Raw genomic sequence first — 14,229 nt, 5'->3', positions numbered from 1 at the left:
GCTCGCCCCTCCAAGACACCTCGCGAGTTGCCGCAAAGGGTCGCCATTCGCGACGAACGGCGACCCTTTGCGGCAGCTCGCGGGGCCGGCACTCGCCCTACGCGAGGTTGCGCTCGGCGTAGACGCGCATCGCGTCGCGCACGAACTCGGCGCCCGTGGCGTGCACGCGCGTGTAGTTCTTGCCGAACCGCTCGTCGGCGATGTACATCTCGCCGAGGCCCGCGAACGCCTCCGCGCTGGGGATCTCTCCGTTCCAGCCGGCCTTGACCCACTCGAACTGCCGGCGCGCCGCGGCCTGCGCCTCGTCGCTGTCGGGGCCGTGACCTGCAGTCTGGGCCGCGCTGAACGCATCCTGGATCCGCGTCTGCTCCTCCAGGAACCCCTGCTTGCCCTCCTCGCCGAGACCACGCCACCAGGTGTCGCCGTCGGCGTACGCCTTGGCGCCCCAGCGCTCCTCAACCTCGTCCTCGTACTGCGTGTGGTCGAACCCGTCGAACATCTGCTCAGGCATGAGCGTCTCCTTCCCTTGGAGCGCGGCGAGAGTCGCGCGCACCGATCCGATCTGCGTCGTGAGGCGGCTTCGTTCGTCGTTCAGCCAGCCGAGGTGCGTCTCGAGGGCAGCGACGTCGTCGCTCCGCCCGGCAAGCGCATCGCCGATGGCGACGAGGCCGACGCCCAGCTCGCGAAGCAACAGGATGCGCTGCAGTCGCACGAGCGCGCCCTCGTCGTAGTAGCGATAGCCGTTTCTGCCCGTGCTGCTCGGCCGCAGCAAGCCGATGCTCTCGTAGTGCCGCAAAGTGCGCGAGGTCACCCCCGACTGCTTCGCCACCTCGCCGATCGACCACTCCATGACCGCATCCTCTCCCAGATCGTACGAGCGGCTCCCCCGATCTTCGGGAGAAGCGAACCGCTCGAGAACGACTGTAGAAGTTGACGCAACGTCAAGGTCAAGCGTCACGCTGAGAGGAAGTTCCTGACGACGTGGTCGAGGCCGCGCACCGTGAGGTCGATCGACTCGAGGTCGAGACGCTCGTTGGCGGAGTGGAAGCGGTTGCGCGCGACGGAGAAGGTCAGCTCGGGGCTGAGGATCCCGAAGCCGAACGCGTTCGCGCCGTGCAGCCGGTAGAAGCGGGCATCGGAGCCGCCGACGCCGAGGATCGGCGCGGGCTTCGCTCCGGGCACGAACTCGGCGAGGGTCTGCTCGATCTGTGCGTAGAGACGCGTGGTCGTCGCCGATTCGTTGGCCGGCGAGAACCAGTCCCCCTCCACGCTCACGAGGCCGGGGAACTCAGCGGCGACCGCCGCGAGGTGCGCCGCGACGTCCTCCTCCGTGACACCGGGCAGCACGCGGATGTCGAGCGAGATCGACCCGCTGTCGGGAATCACGTTGACCTTCGAGCCAGCTTCGACGATCGTCACGGCGACAGTCGTGTGGGTCCAGGCGTGCACGAACGGGGCGAGCTCGCCGAGCTTGGGATGCCCGCTCAGCTCGTCGATGGCGGCGTCGATCGTGGCCGGGTCCGCGAGACGACGGCTCAGCTCGGCGGGCAGTTCCAGCGCCGCGAGCGTCTCAAGCCACTGCTCGCTGATGCGCGGCGCCGGGGCCACAGCCTGCAGGCGGTCGATGACCTTCGCGAGCGTGACCGCGGCGTTCGAGCGCCCCCACGGAGCAGACGCGTGGGCCGCGTCGCCGCGCACGACGATGCGCCGCGGAGCTGCACCCTTCTCGCCGACGCCCACCGTGATGGCGGTGCTGCCGACACCGCCGAGGCGCGCGCCTCCCCACTCGGTGAGCACGTTGTCTGCAGCGATCGTCGCCCAGTCGTTCTCCGAGAACCAGCCGACGCCCGCCCTACTGCCCTGCTCCTCGTCGGCGACAGCCGCGAAGACGAGATCGCCCGTCGGTGCGAAGCCGCTCGTCGCGAGCCGCTTGAAGATGACGGCGTAGGAGGCGGTGAGGAACAGCATGTCCACGGCGCCGCGGCCCCACACCTCGCCGTCGATGAGCTCACCCGAGTGTGGCGGATGCACCCAGTCGGCGGCCTTCACGGGCACGACGTCGGTGTGCCCGACGAGCGCCAGCGATTCCGCCGCGGGGTCCGTGCCCGCGAGACGAGCGACCACCGAGACGCGTCCCGGGAACGGCTCGACGCGCGTCAGCTCGACGCCGCTGCCGGCGAAGAACGCCTCGAGCACCGCGGCGGCGCGCCATTCGTTGCCGGAGGCGAGCGCGCCGTCGTTGACGGTCTCGGCGCAAATGAGCTGCTGCAGGAGGGCCACGGTCTCGTCGCGAAGCGAAGTCATGCCCTCATCCTGGGCGAAAGGCGGCGGGTCCGCGTGCTCGGGCGTTGCACGGGGTCACGTGGCCTGCCGGGCACGCGCGAACGTGCAGGGCCGGGGTCCCAGAAGCCGCCAGTCGACACCACCGGTGCACGTCCACGAACGCCCTTCGCAGAGGAATCGGCCGGCTGCCGGCGCTGCGGCCGGCGTGATGACAGCGACGCTCAGGCGCCCGCGGGCACCAGGTCCTCGACGACCGCAGGCAGTCCGAGGTTCTCGCGCAGCGTCGTCCCCGGGTACTCGGTGCGGTACGAGCCACGCTCCTGGAGCGCCGGGATGAGGTCGTCGACGATGTCGTCGAGACCGGAGGGCACGAGGTACGGGGTGAGGTTGATCCCCGTCACCGCCCCGCTCCGGGCCAGCTCCGTGAGCGTGTCGGCGACCTCGTCGACACTGCCGACGAATCCGCGCTGCGAGGACAGGTGGATGACGAAGTCGCGGATGGAGAGGCCGAGCGCTTCGGACTTCTCGCGCCACTGCTGCGCGAGCTCAAGCGCCTTCGCGTTCTGGAACGCGGTGCCACGAGTGCCGTCGGTGACGGCGACCACCGGGTCCTCGGTGGGCAGCGGTCCGTTTGGGTCGAGGTGCGAGAGATCCTTGCCCCAGAACTGCTCGAGATAGCGCAGGGACGTCGCGGGCGAGATCTGGTGCTCGCGCACCCAGCGCGCCTTCTCCTGGGCCTCCTTCGGCGTCCCGCCGACGACGATGGTCGCGCCGGGGAAGAATGCGAGCTCGTCGCGGGCACGACCGAACTTCGTGAGCCGCTCGCGCAGGTCGGCGGCAAACGCGGTCGCGCCCTCCAGCTCGGGATGCGCGGAGAAGATGACGTCGGCGTGCTCGGCTCCGAAGTCACGCCCCTGGCTCGAGTCGCCGGCCTGGAACAGCACGGGCCGCGACTGCGGGCTCTGCGGGAGGACACGATCGGAGACGAAGCGGATGAACTCGCCGTCGAAGTCGACTCCGCCCCGGTTCGCCCACAGCTGCTTGGCCGCCCGAACGAACTCAGCAGCGCGGTCGTACCGGTGCTCGTGCGCGAGGTGCCCGCCGCGGCGGAAGTTGGCGCCGGTCCACGCGTTGTCGGTCGTGACGATATTCCACGCGGCGCGTCCCTCGCTGAGGAGGTCGAGGCTCGCGAGGCGGTACGCGAGGTCGGCCGGCTCGTTGTAGGTCGTGTTCTGCGTGGCGACGAGGCCGATCTTCTCGGTGATGGGTGCGAGCGCGGCGAGCTGCGTGATGCCATCCGGTCGCCCGGCCACGTCGTTGTCGTGGATCTTGCCGAGGTGCTCGCGCAGGCGAAGACCCTCGCCGAGGAAGAACGCCGAGAAGAGGCCGCGCTCGGCCGTCTGGGCGATGCGGCGGAACGACTCGAATTCGGTCTGTGAGCCGCTCTGCTCGCTCGACCAGATGGTCGTCGAGTTCACGCCCTGGAAGAAGACGCCGAACTGGATCTGGCCGGAGCCCTCGGCGCTCGCCGATGGCCGAGTCGCGCCCGTGCTGTGCTGTGTCATCGTCGTGATCCTTCGCGTTCAGAGTGCCTGGGCGGCGTAGCGGTTGACGGGGTGCGCGAGCCCGAGGGCGCCCCTCAGGTGCTCGCCTGCCCGCGGCGAGGTGAAGACGCCGGCGCGGCGCAGGCTAGGGAGCACGGCACGGCCGAGCTCCTGCACGTCGGCGCCGAAGTCGGCCGGCAGCAGGCGCACGCCGTTCGCGAAGGAGGCGACCTCGGTGATGAGCTCGGCGAGGCCAGCGGCGTCGCCCGAGTAGTGGATGCGCCCCGCCGCTTCGGCCTCAGACGCCCGGTTCCCGACACGGTCGGCCGCAGCGCTCCCGCGCGCGTCGAGCGCGAACGAGACCTCGACGACCGTGCGCTCGATTCCCTGGGTGTCCGCCTGCCCGGCGGCGGCGCTCGCCTCGAGGACTGTTCGCTCGCGGATCAGCGCGACGTCGATGAGCTCGGGCGCGGCCGAGCCGTAGACCGCGAACGTCGGGAGGAGCCCCTGGTGCGGGCGCGGGATGATCGACGGGCCCTTCACGCTGAAGCGTGCGCCCTCGAAGTCGGCGTAGTGCAGCTTGTCGCGGTCGAGGTACCGGCCCGTCGCCCTGTCGCGGATCACGGCGTCGTCTTCCCACGAGTCCCAGAGGCGACCGAGCACCTCGATGGTGTCGTCGAGCTCAGTGCGACGCGATCCTGGTCCGTCGAGCGGCGCCCGGTCGAACGCCGCGGCCTCGAGCGCGCCGCCGTCGGCCTCGCCGATCCAGCCGGCTCGGCCGTGCGAGGCGTAGTCGAGGGTCGCGAGCTGCGTCGCGAGGTGGAACGGCTCGACCGCGGTGACGCGCACGAGCGGCACCAGCCCGGTCGCGCCGGAGAGCGGGGCGGCGAACGCCGCCTGCGTCACCGCATCCAGTCGCGGAGCCGTCTCGCCGAGCTCGGGGAAGCCTGCGTCCTCGAACGTCGCGATCGTCGCGCCGAAGCGCTCGAGGGCGGCGATCGCCGCGCGGATGCGGGTCGGGCTGACGCCCTCGCTGCCGGCTTCGACGGCGATGGCAAACGGCGGGTTCTCGTGAGTCATGCCTCGCAGACTAGGAACCGCGCATCACTGTGTGACGGGCTGCGCTTCACCTGCCGCCCCCGGAGGACTTCTGACGCAACACTGGATGCGCGCCCCGCGAAGTGAGGCGTACGGTACCCACCACGAGCACAAGCCCGCCCCACCGAGGAGCGGACCGCACGACCCCGACCGTGGAAGGAGCATGAAGATGACACACACGACGACAGGCCTGAACTTCATGTGCCAGCAGCGCGTCGAGACGGGCAGGCTGGCGCCGCAATGAGCCTCGGGCTGCACACGTCGATCGGCAACGCCGTCCGTGTGACCACCACCCGAGCAGGCGCCGACCGCGTGGAGTTCCACGCCATTCCCTTCGACGGCACACGAGTCGTCGCCACCGCCGCCCTCTCCGGCGACCTCGACGGAGTCGGCGCCGAGCTGGTCTTCGACGAGCTCTGGGTCGCGCCAGAATTGCGCGGCAACGGCATCGGCACCCGAGTGACGCGGGCGGCCATCACGTGGGCCGACCTGCACCTCGCGACGGGCATCGATACGTACGTCGCCGAGCAGAACGTCGCCATGCAGCGCCTCCTCGAGCAACTCGGCTTCGAGCGCCGCCCTGAGCTCGAGCACGGCGAAGAGGCGTGGACGCAGATCTTCGCGCTGTCTCTCGAACTCGCGGGCTGAGGGGCCAGAGCGCCGGCTTCCGGTCTCCAATCGCGGGGTTCCGGTCTCCGGTCTCCGGTTTCCGGTCTCCGGTTTCCGGTCTCCGGTTTCCGGTTTCCGGTCTCGGGGTCAGACGTCGAGCGGCTGGCGTCGGTCTGGCGGGAGGGCGCCAACGATACTGCGATTGCCATCGCCGCGAACCCTCACGGATGCAGCGAGGCGTCAGCGGGCGTCATGCGCCAGGCCAGGAAGCGCACGGTCAGGCCGCTGCGAGACGGCGCGCAGCAGAACGGGCCAGCCTGCACTCGCGCATCCGTCGCCAACGGCGCAACGCGGACGAGCCGCCACGGCTCCTCATCGACCCGAGCGCGGACGATGACCGCGTTGCCGGCGCGGCTCGCCCGCACCGTGACGCGGCGGCCGCCCCAGCTCGGAACCGGTGCGAGCGACCAGTCGGACTCGCCCCTGGTCACGACCGCACCCAGCTGCTCCTGCCCGTCACTGAGCTCGATGCCGGCCTTGATCCACGTCGTCTCGTCGCTCCGCAGGAAGATGCCCGCCTGGTCGAACTGCTCGCTGAAGTCGGCGAGGAACTCCACCTCGACGGCGGAATCCTGCTCGAGGTCACGCAGGAGCGCGTGCTCGGTGTCGTGGATGAACCCGTAGGAGGTTGTGCGCCACGCGTCGCTGCCTTCGACGGCCGTGACGAGGAGGTCGCCGTCGACGACTTCTACGGACACCGGCTCGTTGGTCCACTGCCCGTCGTTCCATGGCAGGTTCGTGACGCTCTGCGTGTTCATGACTGTCATCCAACCAGTCCCCGCGAGGTCTGCGCTCAGCTGACCGGCTCGAGCGGCTGCACTGGGCCGGCCCCGGACCTGCCGACGACCACCAGGGCCGGACGCGTCACGTTGTTCTCGGGATCGTCTTCCCAGGTGAGCGCGAGGGCTGCGCGTTCGAGGACGCCGCTCGAGCCGTTCCGGCTCGTCGTGCCGCCGGACGCCTCGACCTCGAACGAGGTGATTCCCTTGGAGCCGGCGACGACAAGCACGTCCACGCCGTCGTCACGCAGCCACCTCGCGGCGATGACGGGAAGTTGCGGCGCCCCGTTCACGGGACTCGCGACGGGACCTGCACCGAGCAGCGTCGGATCGTCGTCGTCGCGTGTTGCGACGACCACCGCCCAGAGGACACCGGACCCGCTCCCCTGGCTCTCGAGGTGCGCCACCTCGACGAGCGAAAGCGGGGCGCCGGACGGCATGGTCTGGTCGTCGAGGATCGAGGCGCGCAGACGCCGGCCCTTCTCCTCCTCCCGAGCCGTGATGATGCCCCGCGAGAGCGCCGCGAACCTCGCGTTACCCCGCTCAGCGTCGATGACGGCGGACCAGTCCCCGTCGGCGTCCTCCGTCTGCAGGAGCGTGAGGCCCGAGCTGGGATGCACGTAGGCGAAGCCCTCGACCACGTCGATCCCCGAACCGCCCGCATCCGGGATCCGCAGCAGCGAACGGGTTGCGAGCAGAAGGAGTCCGTCCGAGGTGGATGTCTCACCGAGCGAGGGGGCCGCCCCAGCGGCGAAGGTGACGGTCTCGAGTGACGTGCCCCGCTGCATCCGCTCGTTGAAGAGCAGCACGCCCGTCGCGACGGTGAAACCGCGCTCGTAGCGGGCCGTCGCGATCGATGAGGTGCCGAGCACCGAGTAGGCCGTGTCGTCGCCGCTGCCCGCGCCGTCGAGCGGGCGGACGAGCGCGGCTACCGCGTTGTCCGATCGGAGGATGACGAGCCGCGCGGAGAACGAGGCGCGCACGGATGAGGTGCCGACCTTCGTCGAGTCGACGTCTCCCGCCCAGAGGAGCTCGATGGCCTGCCCCTCCGGGAGTTGAAGGGTGTCGCCCTCGGCATAGTCGCGCCAGGCATCGGCCGCAGCAACCAGCGGCCGTTGCTCGTCGAGCTTCGCCTCGGCACCACGGGTCGGGTAGCCGGGGAGCGTCGACTCGCTCACAACGTCCGTCGAAGAGGTGTCACCGTCACCGGTGAAGGCGAGGACCACCCAGCCCGCGGCGAGCGCCAGCACCACGACGATCGCACCGATCGTCAGCATGCGCGCGCGGCGGGACGGCAGCGGAACGTCTGCGTCAGCCGCGGCGGACTCGCCCATTCCCAATCCCTCGCCTAGCTCCGGGGCACCGACCTCGTTGTGGTGCTGTCCTCGTAGTCTGCACGAGTCCCCGCGAAGATGCGGCGAAATGGCGGAGATCTCAGCCGGTGCGCGTCAGGCCCGAGGCTCGAAGAGCTCTCGTCGTCTGGCTCCTCGCTGACGCAGGCCTCAGGCCTCGGGCTGCCAGGCCTGCGCGAGGCGCACGTAGTCGTCGATGCCGACCGTCTCACCGCGGGCCGTCGGGTCGATCCCCGATGCCTCCAGGACGAGGGAGGTCGACGCTGCGTTCTCGCCGAGCAGCGGGGAGAGCGCCTGTCGCAGCATCTTGCGCCGCTGCCCGAAGGCGGCGTCGACGATGCGGAACACCTTGCGGCGCAGCTCCTCCGAGCCGCGCGGTGTGTCACGCTCCGTGTAGGAGATGAGGATGGAGTCGACGTTCGGCACAGGCCAGAACACCTTGCGGCCCACGAGGCCGGCGCTCGTCCAGGAGCCATACCAGGCGGCCTTCACGCTCGGCGATCCGTAGACCTTCGAGCCGGGGCCCGCGACGATGCGCTCCCCCACCTCGGCCTGCACCATCACAACGCCGCGTTCGAGCGACGGCAGCCGCTCGAGGAGGTGCAGCAGCACGGGCACGGACACGTTGTACGGCAGGTTCGCGACAAGCGCGACCGGTTCGCCCGGCACATCCTGCACCTGGAGGGCGTCGGAGACGATCACGTCGAGCTGGGCGCCGGGCGCGTGCTCGGCGACCGTCTGCGGCAGGCGGGCGGCGAGGCGCTCGTCGATCTCGATGGCGGTGACGCTCGCGCCCGTCTCGAGCAGGCCGAGCGTCAGCGATCCGAGGCCGGGCCCGACTTCGAGGATGTGCTCGCCGGCGCAGACCTTCGCGGTCTGCACGATGCGCCGCACCGTGCCTGGGTCGTGCACGAAGTTCTGCCCGAGCTTCTTCGTGGGGGTCACGTCAAGCTCGGCCGCGAGCTCGCGGATCTCGTTGGCGCCAAGCAGGCTCACGCTCATGCGGAATCTCTCTGGGTGGATGCGGCGGCGGGTGCGTCGCCCGACAGGTTCCAGCTGCCGTAGACAGCCTCGGTATTCGCGCTGATCTGCGCGCTGAGCTCGTCGACCGGCACGTCGAGGTGCTCGGCCATCGCGCGCAACGTCACGGGGATGAGGTAGGGCGCGTTCGGGCGTCCGCGGAACGGGACGGGGGTGAGGAACGGCGCGTCGGTCTCCACGAGGATGCGGTCGAGGGGCGTCACCGTGAGCGCCTCCCGCAGCGTGGCCGCGTTCTTGAACGTGACCGTCCCCGCGAATGAGAGGTACCACCCCTCGTCGGCCGCGATGCGGGCCATGTCGGCGTCTCCGGAGAAGCAGTGGAAGACCGTGTGCTCCGGGGCACCGACGCGCTTGAGCGTCGAGATGACGTCGTCGTGCGCGTCCCGGTCGTGGATCTGCATGGCGATGCCGTGCCGCTTCGCGAGCTCGATGTGCCGCTCGAACGCGCCGACCTGCAGCAGCTGGTCAGCTTTCTCCGGCGTGCGGAAGTAGTCGAGCCCCGTCTCGCCGATGGCGCGCACGCGCGGCTCGGCCGCGAGGCGGTCGATTTCGGCGATCGCCTCGTCGAGGGTGCCAGCGGCGGCGAGCTCGGGCACCACGTTCGGGTGCAGGGCCACCGCGGCGAGCACTCGCTCGTTCGTCGCGGCGATGCGGGCCGACCACCGGCTCGAGGGCACGTCGTTCCCGACCTGGACGACGCCCTTCACTCCCGCAGCGGCGGCGGCGTCGAGGTGCTCGTCGAGCGACAGGCGCTCGTCCTCCTCGCCGTCCTCGATCTCGAGGTGGGTGTGGTTGTCGTAGCAGGGCACATCCAGCGCCTCGGGGTACGGCGGGTAGGCGAGGATGCGCGTGTGCCCCGACTCGCTCGTCGCCGAGCGGCGGCGCAGCTTCTCGGCCGCCCGCTCCGCCTCGCCCTGCTGGGCTTCGCCCTGCTCGCCCTGCTGAGACTCGGGCACCGTCAGCGCTGGACTTCCTGCTCGATGCGCGGGAAGAGCGGCGGCAGCTCGCTCAGCGGGCGCGAGCCGACCAGCGCGTAGGCGTTGGCGATGCGGGTAGCGGCGAGTTCGCCGTCTCCGCCGATCGCGGACCACAGCTTCTCGGCGGCGATCGGGATGAACGGGTTGAGGAGCACGGCGAGGTGGCCGAGACAGCGGGTCGTCACCTCGAGCACCGCGGCGAGGCGAGCGCGCCCCTCGTCGCCCTGCTTCGAGAGCGCCCACGGCTCCTGCTCCGTGATGTAGCCGTTGAGCGCATCCACGAGCCGCCAGATGTGCGCGAGCGCACCATCGATGTCGAAGGCGAGCATCGCCTCGTCGGCCTTCACCGCGACGTCGGTCGCGAGGTCGATGATGACCTGCTCGGAGTCGAGCAGCGTCGACTGCTCCGGCACGACCCCGTCGAAGTACTTGTTGACCATGGCGATGACGCGGGAGGCCAGGTTGCCGAAGCCGTTCGCGAGCTCGGACTGGTAGCGGGCCGACAGGTCCTCCCACGAGAACGAGCCGTCCTGGCCGAAGTGGATGGCGCGCAGGAAGTAGTAGCGGAACGCGTCGGAGCCGAAGACGTCGGTGATCTCGGTCGGCGCGATGCCAGTGAGCTTCGACTTCGACATCTTCTCGCCGCCGACGAGCAGCCAGCCGTGCGCGAAGATGCCGGCAGGAACCTGGAGTCCGGCGGCCATGAGCATGGCGGGCCAGATGACGGCGTGGAAGCGGAGGATGTCCTTGCCCACCACGTGGTGCGCGGGCCAGAGCTTCTCGAGCTCCGACTCGTCGTCACCGTAGCCGATGGCCGTGATGTAGTTGAGCAGCGCGTCGAACCACACGTAGACGACGTGCGACTCGTCCCACGGCACCTTCACGCCCCAGTCGAACGTGGTGCGGGAGATCGAGAGGTCGCGGAGGCCCGAGCGCACGAACGAGACGACCTCGTTGCGCGCCGACGAGGGCTGGATGAACTCGGGGTTCTCCTCGTAGAGCGCGAGCAGGCGCTCCTGGAAGTCGCTGAGCTTGAAGAAGTAGTTCTGCTCCTGCAGCAGCTCGAGCGGCTTCGAGTGGATGGCGCAGACCTTCTCGCCCTCGTACTGGCCGGTGCCGGCGACGATCTCCGACTCGGGCTTGAACTCCTCGCAGCCGACGCAGTAGAGCGCCTCGAACTCGGCGTCGTAGATGAAGCCGGCGTCGTTGAGCTTCTGCAGGAAGCGCTGCACGCGCGTCTCGTGACGCTCGTCGGTCGTGCGGATGAAGTCGTCGTTCGAGATGTTCAGGGTCTCGAGCATGGGCTTCCACGCCTCGCTGACGAGCTTGTCGGCCCACGCCTGCGGGGTGACGTTGTTCGCGAGCGCCGAGCGCATGATCTTCTGGCCGTGCTCGTCGGTTCCCGTGAGCAGCCATGTCGTGTCACCGCGCTGGCGGTGCCACCTGGCGAGCGCGTCGACGGCGACCTCCGTGTACGCGTGACCGATGTGGGGAACGTCGTTGACGTAGAAGATCGGTGTCGTGATGTAGAACGATTCGCCGGAAGCCATGGAGATCATCCTATTGTCGGCTGGGCCCTGTTACGACGCGAGGTGCCCCTGGTAGAGGTCGCGCTTGCTCATGCCCGTCTCCGTGGCGACCTGCGCGGCCGCCTCCTTGAGGCGCATCCCGCCTGCCACGAGGTCGGCGACCATCGCCTGCGCGCCGGCGGCGTCGACGACCGCGGGTGCCGCCCCCTCGACGACGATCACGATCTCGCCGCGCACGCCCTCCTCGGCCCAGGGCGCGAGCTCGGCCGCCGTGCCGCGCTTGACCTCCTCATAGAGCTTCGTCAGCTCGCGGCACACCGCGATGCGGCGGTCGGCCGGCCAGATCGCGGCCATGTCGGCGAGCGTCCTCGCCAGGCGGTGCGGCGACTCGAACAGCACGACGGTGCGCGGCTCGTTCGCGAGGGATCGGAGGAACGTCTCCCGCTCCCCCGCCTTGCGCGGCAGGAAGCCGTCGAACGTGAAGCGGTCGGTGGGCAGCCCCGAGATCGCGAGCGCCGTGATGACGGCGCTCGGGCCGGGCACACTGGTGACGGTCACCCCCTCCTTCGCCGCGAGCGCGACGATCGGGTACCCGGGGTCGGAGATGCCCGGCATCCCGGCGTCGCTCACGAGCACGACGTCGGAGTCGCGCGCCTGCTCGACGATCGTCTTGGCCAGCTCGTCCTCGTTGTGCTCGTGCAGGGCGACGAGCCTCGGTCGGTTCTCGACCCCGAGCATCCCGAGCAGCTTCGCCGTCGACCTGGTGTCCTCGCACGCCACGAGGGAGGCGTTCTTGAACGTGTCGATGAGACGCGCCGAAGCGTCACCGAGGTTCCCGATGGGGGTGCCCGCGAGGATGATCATGGCTGCGATCCTCCCACGCGCTGGGCGCATGGCCCCCTACGATTGCTTGCGTGAGCGAGCAAGCAGAGACCGGAACCCCAGACGAGGCGGCCACGTCCCCCGCGGCGGCTGCCCCCGCGACGGCTCAGGTCGAGGCTCCGGCGGCCGACTCCGCTTCGCCAGCGACGGATCCTGCCCCGAGGGCCCAGGTCGAGCGAGGCTCGGTCTTCGACGACCTCTGGGCCCGCGTCACCAGCACGCCGCGACTCCGCGTGCGCACCGAGTGGATCCTCCTCGGCGTCGTCACGCTGCTCGCCGCCGTCCTGCGGTTCTGGAACCTGGGCGGCGCGCACTACCTGATCTTCGACGAGACGTTCTACGTGAAGGACGCGTGGACGCTCCTCAACCTCGGCTACGAGGCAGAGTGGCCCGACAACCCGAACGACGCGTTCAACGCGGGCGACCCGAACGGCTACACGACCGACCCGTCGTACGTCGTGCATCCGCCGCTCGGCAAGTACATCATCGGGCTCGGGATGCTCGTCTTCGGCGCCGACAACCCCTTCGGCTGGCGGTTCGGCGTGGCCCTCGTCGGCACCCTCGCCGTGCCGCTCCTATGGGTCATCGCGAAGAAGCTGTTCCGCTCGCCCGTGCTCGCCACCATCGGCGCCGGCATGCTGGCCATCGACGGGCACGCGATCGTCATGTCGCGGGTGGGGATCCTCGATGGCATCCTCATGTTCTTCGTGCTGCTGGCCTTCCTGTTCGTGCTGCTCGACCGCGACGACCAGCGGCGCAAGCTGCGCTCCAAGATCATGGCGTGGCGCGCCGAGGAGGGGCTCGAGGGCGAGCCCGTTCCGACGAAGGCCACGACCACCTCGCGCGCCCCGGATGTGAAGCCGGTCGGCCCCGACTGGGGGCCGCGCCTGTGGTGGCGCCCGTGGCTCATGGCCGCCGCCGTCACCCTCGGCGCCGCCTCCGCCGTGAAGTGGTCGGGCCTCTACTTCCTCGCCGCGTTCTGCGTCTACACGCTCGTCGTCGACATGATCGAGCGCAAGCGACTCGGCGTGACGTTCTGGGGGTCGGCCGCGATCCTCCTGCAGGGCCCCGTTTCGTTCATCCTGACCGTGCCCCTTGCCGTGCTCACCTACCTCGCCACGTGGACCCGCTGGCTCACGACGACCGGTGGCTTCTACCGCGACTGGGCCGAGCAGGCAGGCAACGCCTGGACGGGGCTCCTGTCCTGGGTGCCGCTCCCCCTGCAGAGCCTCTGGCACTACCAGGTGGAGGCGTACAACTTCCACCGCGGCCTGAGCGCCGAGCACCCGTACCAGTCGGGGCCGCAGGAGTGGCCGTTCCTCATCCGCCCGACCGCGTTCAGCTACATCTACAGCGGCAAGGGCGACGGCTCAGGCTGCGACGTCGACCAGTGCGTCGAGGCCATCACGTCGATCTCGAACCCGATCATCTTCTGGTTCGGCACCGTGTCGATCCTGTTCCTGATCATCATGTGCTTCCTGCGGCCGAAATGGCAGTACTTCGCGATCCTCGTCGGGTACGGCGCCGGCTACTTCCCGTGGCTCGCCTACCTCGAGCGCCAGGCCGTCTTCCACTTCTACGCGATCGCGTTCCTGCCGTTCATGATCCTCGCGTCGCTCGTGGTGGTCCAGACGATCGCCGGCGACCGGGAGACGCCGCGCACGTCTCGGACGATCGGCGTCTCCGCGGTCGGGGTGCTGCTCGTGATCATGGCGCTCGTCTCAGTGCTGTTCTGGCCCGTGTGGACCGGGCAGATGATCTCGACCTCCTACTGGTCGCTGACCCACTGGCTGCCCAGCTGGCGGTAGCGGCGGCTCAGGCCCTGCGGCCGCGCGTGCCCCGCATCCGTCACCCGCTTGCACTCCTCGCCCCCAGCTAGGTCACTTCCGCCCCGCCACGACGTCCGACTTGGGCTCGAACTGACCTCTTCACGCGGTGCAGCTGCGTCCGGGAAAGGGACTGGATGCGTCAAGCTGTGGAGAACTTCAGCGCGACGTCCACGACGTGCGTAGGTTCCCGGCATGGCCGATCGCAGACCGATTCCAGACGAGCTGCGGGGACGAGCGTTCGGGATC

The 14,229-nt window shown here is 69.8% G+C and carries 12 protein-coding genes; 2 read left to right on the top strand and 10 right to left on the bottom strand.

Annotated features, from left to right (window positions below; all coding sequences use genetic code 11):
- Positions 1–97: 97 nt before the first annotated feature.
- The 4 genes from ACQFZP_RS01830 to ACQFZP_RS01815 form a co-directional block, all read right to left on the bottom strand.
- Positions 98–850: a MerR family transcriptional regulator gene (locus ACQFZP_RS01830; protein ID WP_104312387.1), complete on the bottom strand. Its 753-nt coding sequence runs from the start codon at positions 848–850 to the stop codon at positions 98–100.
- 104 nt (positions 851–954) lie between these two features.
- Positions 955–2,304, bottom strand: coding sequence for a M20/M25/M40 family metallo-hydrolase (locus tag ACQFZP_RS01825; protein ID WP_211890156.1), 1,350 nt, complete (start codon positions 2,302–2,304; stop codon positions 955–957).
- 200 nt (positions 2,305–2,504) lie between these two features.
- Positions 2,505–3,848, bottom strand: coding sequence for an LLM class flavin-dependent oxidoreductase (locus tag ACQFZP_RS01820; RefSeq protein ID WP_211890155.1), 1,344 nt, complete (start codon positions 3,846–3,848; stop codon positions 2,505–2,507).
- 18 nt (positions 3,849–3,866) lie between these two features.
- Positions 3,867–4,907: an LLM class flavin-dependent oxidoreductase gene (locus ACQFZP_RS01815; protein ID WP_211890154.1), complete on the bottom strand. Its 1,041-nt coding sequence runs from the start codon at positions 4,905–4,907 to the stop codon at positions 3,867–3,869.
- Between the two features lie 258 nt (positions 4,908–5,165).
- Between ACQFZP_RS01815 and ACQFZP_RS01810 the strand changes: the two genes are divergently transcribed.
- Positions 5,166–5,573 carry a GNAT family N-acetyltransferase gene (locus ACQFZP_RS01810; protein WP_211890153.1) on the top strand — a complete coding sequence of 136 codons (408 nt, stop codon included), beginning with the start codon at positions 5,166–5,168 and terminating at the stop codon, positions 5,571–5,573.
- Between the two features lie 182 nt (positions 5,574–5,755).
- Here the strand turns inward: ACQFZP_RS01810 and ACQFZP_RS01805 are convergent, their stop codons facing one another.
- The 6 genes from ACQFZP_RS01805 to rsmI form a co-directional block, all read right to left on the bottom strand.
- The gene (locus ACQFZP_RS01805; protein WP_211890152.1) at positions 5,756–6,352 is read right to left on the bottom strand and encodes a DUF1349 domain-containing protein; all 597 of its coding nucleotides are present in this window, start codon (positions 6,350–6,352) and stop codon (positions 5,756–5,758) included.
- A 35-nt stretch (positions 6,353–6,387) separates the two neighbouring features.
- On the bottom strand, positions 6,388–7,707 hold the full coding sequence (locus ACQFZP_RS01800) for a hypothetical protein (RefSeq protein ID WP_211890151.1): 1,320 nt from the start codon (positions 7,705–7,707) through the stop codon (positions 6,388–6,390).
- Between the two features lie 168 nt (positions 7,708–7,875).
- The gene (gene rsmA / locus ACQFZP_RS01795) at positions 7,876–8,727 is read right to left on the bottom strand and encodes a 16S rRNA (adenine(1518)-N(6)/adenine(1519)-N(6))-dimethyltransferase RsmA (protein ID WP_211890150.1); all 852 of its coding nucleotides are present in this window, start codon (positions 8,725–8,727) and stop codon (positions 7,876–7,878) included.
- Positions 8,724–9,653 carry a TatD family hydrolase gene (locus ACQFZP_RS01790; protein WP_211890741.1) on the bottom strand — a complete coding sequence of 310 codons (930 nt, stop codon included), beginning with the start codon at positions 9,651–9,653 and terminating at the stop codon, positions 8,724–8,726. The genes rsmA and ACQFZP_RS01790 overlap by 4 nt, the downstream gene beginning before the upstream one ends.
- A 71-nt stretch (positions 9,654–9,724) precedes the next feature.
- A complete protein-coding gene (gene metG, locus ACQFZP_RS01785) occupies positions 9,725–11,293 on the bottom strand; it encodes a methionine--tRNA ligase (RefSeq protein WP_211890149.1) in 1,569 nt (522 codons plus the stop codon).
- A 30-nt stretch (positions 11,294–11,323) separates the two neighbouring features.
- Positions 11,324–12,136 (bottom strand): 16S rRNA (cytidine(1402)-2'-O)-methyltransferase, encoded by an 813-nt coding sequence (rsmI, locus tag ACQFZP_RS01780; RefSeq protein WP_211890148.1) that lies wholly within the window; start codon positions 12,134–12,136, stop codon positions 11,324–11,326.
- Positions 12,137–12,186: 50 nt separating this feature from the next.
- Between rsmI and ACQFZP_RS01775 the strand changes: the two genes are divergently transcribed.
- A complete protein-coding gene (locus ACQFZP_RS01775) occupies positions 12,187–13,962 on the top strand; it encodes a dolichyl-phosphate-mannose--protein mannosyltransferase (protein ID WP_211890147.1) in 1,776 nt (591 codons plus the stop codon).
- Positions 13,963–14,229: the final 267 nt, after the last annotated feature.

Origin of the sequence: Pseudoclavibacter sp. Marseille-Q434 (assembly GCF_050315415.1) — a bacterium.
GTDB lineage: Bacteria > Actinomycetota > Actinomycetes > Actinomycetales > Microbacteriaceae > Pseudoclavibacter.
This window is presented reverse-complemented; position numbering and strand designations above follow the sequence as displayed.

Excerpts from the sequence above, each read along its gene's own strand:
- ACQFZP_RS01830 (WP_104312387.1), bottom strand. The coding sequence starts at position 850 with ATGGAGTGGTCGATCGGCGAGGTGGCGAAGCAGTCGGGGGTGACCTCG.
- ACQFZP_RS01825 (WP_211890156.1), bottom strand. The coding sequence starts at position 2,304 with ATGACTTCGCTTCGCGACGAGACCGTGGCCCTCCTGCAGCAGCTCATT.
- ACQFZP_RS01820 (WP_211890155.1), bottom strand. The coding sequence starts at position 3,848 with ATGACACAGCACAGCACGGGCGCGACTCGGCCATCGGCGAGCGCCGAG.
- ACQFZP_RS01815 (WP_211890154.1), bottom strand. The coding sequence starts at position 4,907 with ATGACTCACGAGAACCCGCCGTTTGCCATCGCCGTCGAAGCCGGCAGC.
- ACQFZP_RS01810 (WP_211890153.1), top strand. The coding sequence starts at position 5,166 with ATGAGCCTCGGGCTGCACACGTCGATCGGCAACGCCGTCCGTGTGACC.
- ACQFZP_RS01805 (WP_211890152.1), bottom strand. The coding sequence starts at position 6,352 with ATGAACACGCAGAGCGTCACGAACCTGCCATGGAACGACGGGCAGTGG.
- ACQFZP_RS01800 (WP_211890151.1), bottom strand. The coding sequence starts at position 7,707 with ATGGGCGAGTCCGCCGCGGCTGACGCAGACGTTCCGCTGCCGTCCCGC.
- rsmA (WP_211890150.1), bottom strand. The coding sequence starts at position 8,727 with ATGAGCGTGAGCCTGCTTGGCGCCAACGAGATCCGCGAGCTCGCGGCC.
- metG (WP_211890149.1), bottom strand. The coding sequence starts at position 11,293 with ATGGCTTCCGGCGAATCGTTCTACATCACGACACCGATCTTCTACGTC.
- rsmI (WP_211890148.1), bottom strand. The coding sequence starts at position 12,136 with ATGATCATCCTCGCGGGCACCCCCATCGGGAACCTCGGTGACGCTTCG.